This window comes from Campylobacter showae CC57C (assembly GCF_000344295.2).
Classification (GTDB): domain Bacteria; phylum Campylobacterota; class Campylobacteria; order Campylobacterales; family Campylobacteraceae; genus Campylobacter_A; species Campylobacter_A showae_B.
Window position 1 is genome coordinate 1 of the sequence record NZ_AOTD01000155.1, and the last position, 9,067, is coordinate 9,067.

8 protein-coding genes are annotated in these 9,067 nt (G+C 47.7%); 2 read left to right on the forward strand and 6 right to left on the reverse strand.

Going from position 1 to position 9,067, the window contains the following annotated elements:
* Positions 1-71: 71 nt before the first annotated feature.
* Positions 72-584 carry a LolA-like outer membrane lipoprotein chaperone gene (gene lolA / locus H740_RS05785; RefSeq protein ID WP_002952338.1) on the reverse strand — a complete coding sequence of 171 codons (513 nt, stop codon included), beginning with the start codon at positions 582-584 and terminating at the stop codon, positions 72-74.
* Positions 585-673: 89 nt separating this feature from the next.
* Here lolA and secA point away from each other — a divergent pair, with 89 nt between their 5' ends.
* Entirely contained in the window at positions 674-3,259 is a 2,586-nt protein-coding gene (secA, locus tag H740_RS05790) for a preprotein translocase subunit SecA (RefSeq protein ID WP_002952339.1), read from the forward strand.
* Positions 3,260-3,492: 233 nt separating this feature from the next.
* Positions 3,493-4,689, forward strand: a complete 1,197-nt coding sequence (locus H740_RS05795) for an ABC transporter permease (protein WP_002952340.1) — start codon at positions 3,493-3,495, stop codon at positions 4,687-4,689.
* A 362-nt stretch (positions 4,690-5,051) separates the two neighbouring features.
* Here H740_RS05795 and H740_RS05800 read toward each other — a convergent pair whose 3' ends face one another.
* From H740_RS05800 to purH, 5 genes are all read right to left on the reverse strand, one after another.
* The gene (locus H740_RS05800) at positions 5,052-5,345 is read right to left on the reverse strand and encodes a metal-sulfur cluster assembly factor (RefSeq protein WP_002952341.1); all 294 of its coding nucleotides are present in this window, start codon (positions 5,343-5,345) and stop codon (positions 5,052-5,054) included.
* Positions 5,342-6,544 carry a hypothetical protein gene (locus tag H740_RS05805; protein WP_002952342.1) on the reverse strand — a complete coding sequence of 401 codons (1,203 nt, stop codon included), beginning with the start codon at positions 6,542-6,544 and terminating at the stop codon, positions 5,342-5,344. Before H740_RS05805 ends, H740_RS05800 begins: the two co-directional genes overlap by 4 nt.
* An 8-nt stretch (positions 6,545-6,552) precedes the next feature.
* Positions 6,553-6,891, reverse strand: coding sequence for a hypothetical protein (locus tag H740_RS05810; protein ID WP_002952343.1), 339 nt, complete (start codon positions 6,889-6,891; stop codon positions 6,553-6,555).
* A gap of 204 nt (positions 6,892-7,095) precedes the next feature.
* Entirely contained in the window at positions 7,096-7,281 is a 186-nt protein-coding gene (locus H740_RS05815; protein WP_002952344.1) for a hypothetical protein, read from the reverse strand.
* 175 nt (positions 7,282-7,456) lie between these two features.
* A complete protein-coding gene (gene purH / locus H740_RS05820) occupies positions 7,457-8,995 on the reverse strand; it encodes a bifunctional phosphoribosylaminoimidazolecarboxamide formyltransferase/IMP cyclohydrolase (RefSeq protein WP_002952345.1) in 1,539 nt (512 codons plus the stop codon).
* Positions 8,996-9,067: the final 72 nt, after the last annotated feature.

Below are 9,067 nucleotides of genomic sequence, written 5' to 3' on the forward strand. Positions count from 1 at the left end.
GGTAGTGACCGAGTAAAATTTAAATCCAACAAAGTATGAAGAAAAAAGACAAGCCCCTTCTTGCAAAGAGCTTATTGGTTTATGACATCATAATACGACGGTATCACCGGCGTCAGCAAATCATCGCTTATCTTAAAATCCTTCTTAGTATTGCTCAGCGTGATTTTGATCTTGTTGCCGAGCTTATCCTCGTAGTCGATCCTTGTGGGAATGTAGTTTTTGACGGTGATTAGATACTCTACGCCGTCGTATTTGGCCTTGTAGAGCGTGTCGGTAATCTTAACCGCGTTTCTAACGACGTCAATCAAATTCGGCGCCTTTTCAAATTTAGAGATGATCGCTTGTTCGAGGGCATCCTCGATCACGACAACGCGGTTTTTATCAAAGTAGATTTTTTTAGGCGTCGGACGCTCGTAGATCCAGTAGGCGCGGTTGTTGCTTTTTGCGTAAAATTTACCAAAATAATCGACCGTTTCGTTCTCGCTTGTGATGGTTTGTATAAAGTCGCTTTGAAGCGTGACGAAATTTAACGTAACTGCGAAAGCCGAGGCGCAAAAGAGCAAAAATGCTAAAATTTTTTTCATATATTTTCCTTTACCGGACAAAATTCTAGCTAAGTTTAAATAATAAAATGTTAAAATCCAAGCTTTAACAAAATTTAAAAAGGCTAAAAATGATAACGGCGTTTATGCAGAAGGTATTTGGCACGAAAAATGACAGAGAAGTAAAAAAATATTTCAAAAGAGTCGCCTACATAAACTCGCTCGAGAGCAAATATCAAGCGATGAGCGACGATGAACTGAAGGCTAAATTTAACGAATTTAAAGCGCAGGTACAAAACGGAGAAAAGAGCCAGGACGAGCTACTAGACGAGGTGTTTGCCATCGTGCGCGAGGTCGGTAAAAGGACGCTAAATATGCGTCATTTCGACGTTCAGCTAATCGGCGGCATGGTGCTAAACGACGGTAAGATCGCCGAGATGAAAACGGGCGAAGGTAAAACCCTCGTGGCAAGCTTGCCCGTCGTGCTAAACGCGATGAGCGGCAAGGGCGTGCACGTCGTGACCGTGAACGACTACCTCGCCAAACGTGACGCGACGCAAATGGGCGAAATTTATAAATTTCTAGGTCTTAGCGTGGGCGTGATACTAGGCGGCGAATACGACGACGCAGCGCGAAAAGCCGCATACGATAGCGACATCACGTACGGCACGAATAACGAATTCGGCTTTGACTACCTACGCGACAATATGAAAATGGATTTCAAAGACAAGGTGCAAAGAGAGCACAACTTCGTCATCGTGGACGAGGTCGATAGTATCCTCATCGACGAGGCTAGAACGCCGCTCATTATCTCGGGTCCTACAAACCGCACGCTAGACGGCTACATCAAAGCAAATGAAGTCGCGCGCCAGATGAAGCGCGGCGAACCGCCTGCGACTCCGCAAGAAAAGGCCACGGGCGACTTTACCGTAGATGAAAAAAACCGCACGATAGCGATCACCGAAGAGGGTATCTCAAAGGCCGAAAAGCTCTTTGGCGTGGCAAATCTCTACGACATGGAAAACGCGATTTTGAGCCATCACCTAGACCAAGCTCTAAAGGCGCACAATCTCTTTGAAAAAGACGTGCACTACGTCGTTCGCGAAGGTCAAGTCGTCATCGTTGACGAATTTACGGGCAGACTAAGCGAAGGACGAAGATTTAGCGAAGGCTTGCACCAAGCGCTCGAGGCCAAAGAGGGCGTAAAGATCCAAGAGGAGAGCCAAACTCTAGCCGATATTACATTTCAAAACTACTTTAGGCTTTACAAAAAACTATCGGGCATGACGGGTACGGCGCAGACGGAGGCGACCGAGTTTTCACAAATTTACAAGCTTGACGTCGTATCGATCCCGACAAACGTGCCGGTAATCAGAAAAGACAACAACGATCTCATTTATAAAACAGAAAACGAGAAATTTAAAGCCGTGATCGACGAGATCAAAAAGGCTCATGACCGCGGTCAGCCCGTACTCGTGGGTACCGCCTCGATCGAAAAGAGCGAAAAGCTACACAACCTGCTCGTAAAAGAAAAGATCCCGCACTCCGTGCTAAACGCTAAAAATCACGAAAAAGAGGCCGAGATCATCGCTCAGGCCGGTGCTCGCGGCGCGGTTACGATCGCGACGAATATGGCCGGACGCGGCGTAGATATCCGTATCGACGACGAGGTGCGAAACCTAGGAGGCCTATACATCATCGGCACCGAAAGGCACGAGAGTCGCCGTATCGACAACCAGCTGCGAGGCCGCTCTGGACGTCAGGGCGATCCGGGAGTGAGCCGCTTTTACCTAAGCCTTGAGGATAACTTACTTCGGATATTTGGCAGCGACCGCATCAAGGCGATAATGACGCGTCTTGGTATCGAAGAGGGCGAAAGTATCGACTCGAAAATGGTCACAAGAGCCGTCGAAAACGCGCAAAAAAAGGTCGAGAGCCTGCACTTTGAAGCGCGAAAACATATCCTCGAGTACGACGACGTTGCAAACGAACAGCGAAAAACTGTATATAAATTTAGAAACGAGTTGCTTGATCCAAATTTTGAAGTCGGCGAAAAGATCAAACAAAATCGCGCCGAATTTGTCGAGCATCTGCTAGCTCAGGCTGAAATTTACGCAGGCGAGCCAAAGAGCGAATACAACCTCGAAAAACTAAGCTCCGTGATAATCTCAAATGGCGCGTTCATGCAGACAGATGATCTAAAAGATCTCGACTACACCGAGCTTGCCGAAAAGATAACGGCTAAATTTGAGACTGACTACGAAGAAAAAATGGGCGTCATAGGCGCTGATCAGCGCAGATACCTAGAAAAGGTGCTCTGCCTGCAGGTGCTAGATACTGCGTGGCGCGAGCATCTATATCAGATGGATATCCTAAAAACCGGCATCGGACTGCGCGGCTACAACCAAAAAGACCCGCTCACCGAGTATAAAAAAGAGAGCTTTAACCTATTTATGGAGCTCGTTAGCCGCATCAAATTTGAAAGTATCAAGATACTAACGGCCGTTCGCCTAAGTTTCTCCGAGCCTACTGACGCCGCGCCGCAAGAGGCGCAAGATAGCGAGACTACCCGCGCATCCGAGGGCGAAGAAAAGCCTGGTAAAAAAGTATCGCGAAACGACCCGTGCCCGTGCGGAAGCGGTAAAAAATACAAAGATTGCCACGGCAAGAGCGGCCCTAAAAAAGGAGCTTTTGCGGAGGATTGGGATAAAATTTAGCTTTGGCGTTTTGGCGGCGGTTTGCTAAATTTAGCATTTAAATTTGCCGCCTTTTTGAAGCGGCGCGAAGTCGTAAATTTAAAGCGTCTAGCCTTTGCGAGTGGTTTTAAAATTTGACATCAAATTTGCACGGATAGACAAATTTAATGCACTTGGCGCAAATGTAAAATAAGATCAAGCGACGCAAAAATAGCGAGCAAACCAAAGCCTAAATTTAAACAACGGAAAACCAAATGAACCTAACCAAATATCTACTTTTCAAATATCTACGGTTTGACAAAACCCAGCCCTTTATCATGCTTTCGGCACTTTTGGCGTTTCTAGGTGTGGGCGTCGGGCTCATGGTGCTCATCGTTGCGATGGCGATCATGAACGGCTTTGACAAGGAGTTTGAGCGCAAACTTTTCACGATGAACTACCCGATCACGATCCTCTCCGCTATCCGCGGCAACATCGACGAGAGCGACGTTAGCGAACTAAAACAGAAATTTCCGAATCTCAAATTTAGCCCGTACATCATGAGTCAAGTTATCATCAAAGGCGCAAATAGCTTCGAGGGCGGATTGCTTTTTGGCGTAAATTCGCCCGACGAAAAGCAGATAAACTCGGTCGTGGCAGCCGGCCTTGGTGACCGCGAGCTAGACGGATACGGCCTGCTCGTAGGGCAAGGTGTCAAAAACGAGATGATGGTAAACGAAAACGACAAGCTCACGCTCATTTTTACCAAAAATGACCCGAGCGGCTTTGCTCTAACGCCTAAAATGAAGCGCTTTGACGTCGTGAGCTCGTTTAGCTCGGGGCTTGTAGCCTACGACAAAAGCTATCTATACACGAGCGTCGAGGCGCTGCGTAAGATACTCGAGTACGACGATGGTAAATTTGACGGCATACACGTGTTTTCAAACGACCCATTCGCCGATATCGAAAAGATCTCGCGCGAGCTGAGGCTAGGACAAAAAGCTATCGGCTGGTGGCAGCAAAACGGTAACTTTTTCTCCGCTTTGGCGCTTGAAAAACGCGCTCTTTTTATTGTTTTGATGCTCATCATCCTAGTTGCCTCGCTAAATATCGTAAGCTCGCTGCTCATGACCGTCATGAACCGCCGCCAAGAGATCGCGCTACTACTCTCGCTGGGCGCTAGCAAGGCCGAGATCAAAAAGAGCTTTTTTGCGCTGGGAGCCACGATAGGCGGAGGCGGGATCGTGTTTGGACTCGTGCTCGGGCTCTTTGGCGTGTGGTTACTCGGTAGCTTTGATATCGTAAATTTGCCGGCCGACGTTTACGGTAGCGCGAAGCTTCCTATGGAGTTATCCTTGCTCGATCTTGTTATGATTTTGGTCGGAGCGGTCGTTATCGTGGCGTTTTCGTCGTTTTACCCTGCTAAAAAAGCCGCGCAGATAAACGTACTTGAGACGCTTAGGAATGAGTAGGCATTAATTTAAACAGCATAAATTTTATGCTGTTTACCGCTTTTGGCTCGCAACCAGCAATCCAAAAGCGGTTATACCAACATTCTAAGCAAGCAAGCTTAAATTTAACAAAATAGTAGAGCTGTTTGAAATTGTATATATAGTAATTTCATGGGGTAGCCAAGTTTATCATTACGCACTCAGAGCATCTGTATCGGTCAAAATGGGGTAACGCGTAAAGATGACGCCGTCTAGCCGGATCCGTATAGAGAACAAAGACGCGCTCGTCATAACCCAGCAACACACGCTCTAAACTATTTTATAAGCAAACCAAGTCGAAGCGAATTTAAACTGCTGCATGCAAAGCTCGCTCATGCCAAAATTCACGCTCCTAGCGCCGCCCTCACCTCGTCGCTCGCCATCTCGATACTCCACGCTGGCTCCCATACTAGGTCTATCTCGCACTCTTTTATGCCATCGACGTTTAGCACCGCTGTCTCTACCCAGCTTAGTATCATCTCGTGCAGCGGGCATGAGCGCGTAGATAACGTCATCGTAACTTTTGCTTTGCCGTTTTCGTCGCAAGCAGCGTCGTAAATGAGCCCCAAGGATACGATATCAAAGCCCACCTCGGGATCGACGATGTTTGAGAGCGCCTTGTAGATTTTTTCTTTCATTTTTCTTCCTTTATTCCAAATTTCGTAAATTTAAAAACATTTATCATATTTATCGCGACCAAAACGATGCTAACGAGCAGACAAGCCACGCCGCAGTGCGCGAGCGATTTTATCTCCAGCCAGACGCCAAGCTCGTAAAGCGCGAGTCCAAGAGCATTAAAGCCGATGCCGATATATGCGGGCTTTTTAAGGATCATCTGATCTAGCAGCGGCACCTTTGTCTTGCCCACGAACGGCGCTACGTAATGGTACCAGATGAGAAACGGCGCGATCTTATAAAGATGAGCCGCGATAAAGGCAAACAAAAAGCCGTAAATCAGCATAAATACCGCCATATCGTATCTATCCGCCGCGATAAAAATACAAAACAGCACAAAGGCCGCGAGCGAAAGAGCGATATTTACATTCCAGTAGTCATACGCCTTGCGGACACGTTTTTTTAGGATATATAGCGCCTCGGCGACAAAGCAAATAATCGCCGCTCCAAACGCAAAGTACGCGTAAATCTCGCCAAAAAAGAGCAAAACGCCAGCCAAAATATAAAAACCAAAGGCAAATTTGCTAAGCGTAAATTTTAGATCGTGTGCCAGAGCAAACATCGGCAGCAGCACGGTCGCCACGCCGACGATGATAAAAAAGACAAAGCCGAGCACGAAATAGACGTGAAATTTAAGCGCGAACATAAAATCCATCGGCAAAGTGCCCGAAAGTATCATCAAAAGGCAAAATCCAAGCGAGATGCCGGCGAGTAAAAATACCGCCGAAACAAAGAGCATAAATGCTGCGAAGCTCTTTTTTTCATTGTCCATAAAGCTAACGATATAGGTCGTGCCAAAAAACAGCAGTGCGAGAAAAAGCGCCATGCCGCCGCCGTGTATGAAGCCCGTTTTGCCGCTGATCATCCCGTAGCTCATCAGGGCCACGCCCGCGCAGTAAAGGGCTAAATTTGCCACCGCGCCCTTGATCGTTGAAAACGGCTTTTCTAATATCACAGAAGTTAGCTGATACAGGGCGCCGATGATGATGCTCATAACAAATCCAACGAAAAACACGTGTAAAAATCCCGCCGTCTCAAGCCCCGCGATCGTCTCAAAATCAGCCGCGAAAAAGGCTGGAATACTCGCGATCAAAAAGCAAATGCCCGCGATAAAATAACCGCCGACTAGCTTAAAGGGCGGCGCAAAGGTGTTTAAAAGCATAGCTTATCTCAGTGGCAAAGGCTCGTATCTACGTTTTTGACGTCTGCGCCATGCTTTAGGCTAAAGGTCATCTTGACCGCCCCGCCCTCCAGATCCTCACGCTCGATGTCAAACTGCTCCTCTATTTTAGGGATCAAACCGGCGGGGAATTTATGATTTACCATCACAATTTTGGTGTTTTGATTTGCAAATTTGATTGCTACTAGCGCATTTACCATAGGCTCAGGCGGTACGCATGGGCGGCTGTCAAATCCGACGAAATCCACGCCACCCTGGCTATATCTATAAAACGGAACCGTCGCGCCCTCAGCGTTAAACTGCTCGGCGTTTTTGAAAAAATCGCTCATTTTTTATCCTTGTTTTAAATTTGGATAATTATACTCTTATTTTGCGCGCGGGCGTCTTGACCTTGCTTAAGGGATTAAATTTTAAATTTGACGGACATGGCGTTAAATTTGAGCGGCAAAACCCGAGCTTTGATGATGTAAAATTTAGATGGGATAAAATTTGGCGGCATAAATTTGACCGCCGATTAAAAGATAAAGCACCGTCTAGCAGTACTGCTTGTAGCCTTTTTTGCAGAGCTGTTTTTTGCCCTCTTGTTTTAGGATTTCGTTTTTGCTCTCGCCGTTATAGGTCGAGTTTTGGTCGCTGCTGCCGACCTTTTCGCCGTTTACATAGATATTGGCCGCATAAAGCCCCGCCAAAAATACCAAGAAAATCAAAATTTGCTTCATAAATCGCTTTCAATTAAATTTAATCTCCAAAGCGCAAGCAAATCGCAGTCCAAATTTAAAAGCGAGCAAGTCAAATTTGAGCAAAAGCGGAGCAAGTGCGCCGCTAATCAATAAACTTAAAGCGGCAAAACGGCGCAGTCAAATTTACGCCGCCTCGCCGTTAAACGATCAAATTTTAGTGTAAAAAGTGACGTACGCCCGTAAAATACATCGCCATGCCGTGCTCGTTTGCCGCAGCTACAACCTCGTCGTCGCGTATGCTGCCGCCGGGCTGTATCACGGCCTTCACGCCCGCCTCGCTTGCGATATCGATGCTGTCGCGGAACGGGAAAAACGCCTCGCTAGCAAGCGCGCAACCGCGTAAATCAAGCCCCATATCGCGCGCCTTAGCCACGGCCGCACGCGCGGCATCCACGCGACTCGTCATACCCATGCCGATGGCAACCACGGCGCTGTTTTTCACGTAGACGACACAGTTGCTTTTCGTGAGCGCCGCGACTTTCCACGCGATCTCGAGATCTTTTAGCTCGGACTTGCTGGCTGCGCGCGCGGTTTGTAGCTTCATATTTTCTAGCTCGCTAGGCTTAACCTCGTCGCTTTGCTGATAGACAAAGCCGCCGTCAACGTGCTTGAAATCGTATTTGTCGTTTGCGCGTTGTAAAAATTTATTGCCCTGGGTGAAAATTTTGATGCGCTTTTTGGCTTCAAATACCGCAAGCGCGTCCTCGTCCACGTTTGCGGCGATGATGACCTCGACGTAGATTTCGTTGATTTTCTCGGCCAAGGCGCGGTCTAGCGTGCCGTTTATCGCCACAACGCCGCCGTATGCGCTGACGGGATCGCATTTTAGCGCCTCGACATAGCTTTCTAGAAGATTTGATTTTACGGCAAAACCGCAAGCGTTAGCGTGCTTGACGATGGCGACCGCAGGCGCGACGTCAAAGCTGCTCGCTAGCGCTAGTGCGGCGTTTATATCGGTAATGTTATTGAAGCTCGCTTCGCCTTTTAACGCGGTAAAGTTGTTGCTAAAAAAATAATCAAACTCGTATAGCGCGCCTTTTTGGTGCGGGTTTTCGCCATATCTCGCATCAAACACTTTGCTGCCGGCGATAAATTTCATCTCGCCAAAGCCGTCGTTAAAGCGCTCGTTCATGTAGTTTGCGATCATGGAGTCGTATGCCGCGGTGTGTTCGTAGGCTTTTATCATCAAATTTCGCCTAAAAATAGCCTTTTCGCTCTCGTTCGCGCCCTCTATGACGCGCAAAACCTCGCCATAATCAAGCGGGCTCGTGACGATATAAACGCTGGCGAAGTTTTTAGCCGCCGAGCGCACCATCGCAGGGCCGCCAATGTCGATGTTTTCGATGATCTCGTCAAAATCATCGGTGCGGATGGTGGTTTGTTTAAACGGATATAAATTTACGCAAACTAGATCGATGCCGCCGATGCCGTGCTGCGCAGCCTGACTCACGTGGTTTGCGTCGTTTCGCTTGTGCAAGATGCCACCGTGGATTTTTGGGTGCAGGGTTTTTACGCGCCCCTCAAACATCTCGGGCGAGCCTGTGTATTCGCCAACTTCGACCGCCTTTACGCCCTGCTCTTTTAACAGTTTGTGCGTGCCGCCCGTGCTTAATATCTCAAAACCGAGTTTCTCGAGTCCTTTGGCAAACTCTACGATGCCTTCTTTGTCGCTGACGCTGATTAATGCTCTCATTTATATTCCTTTCTTTATCGGTTTGTCTTTTGAGTGCTTTTTCCAGATTTTGCAAAATTTTCGCTCCGCAGG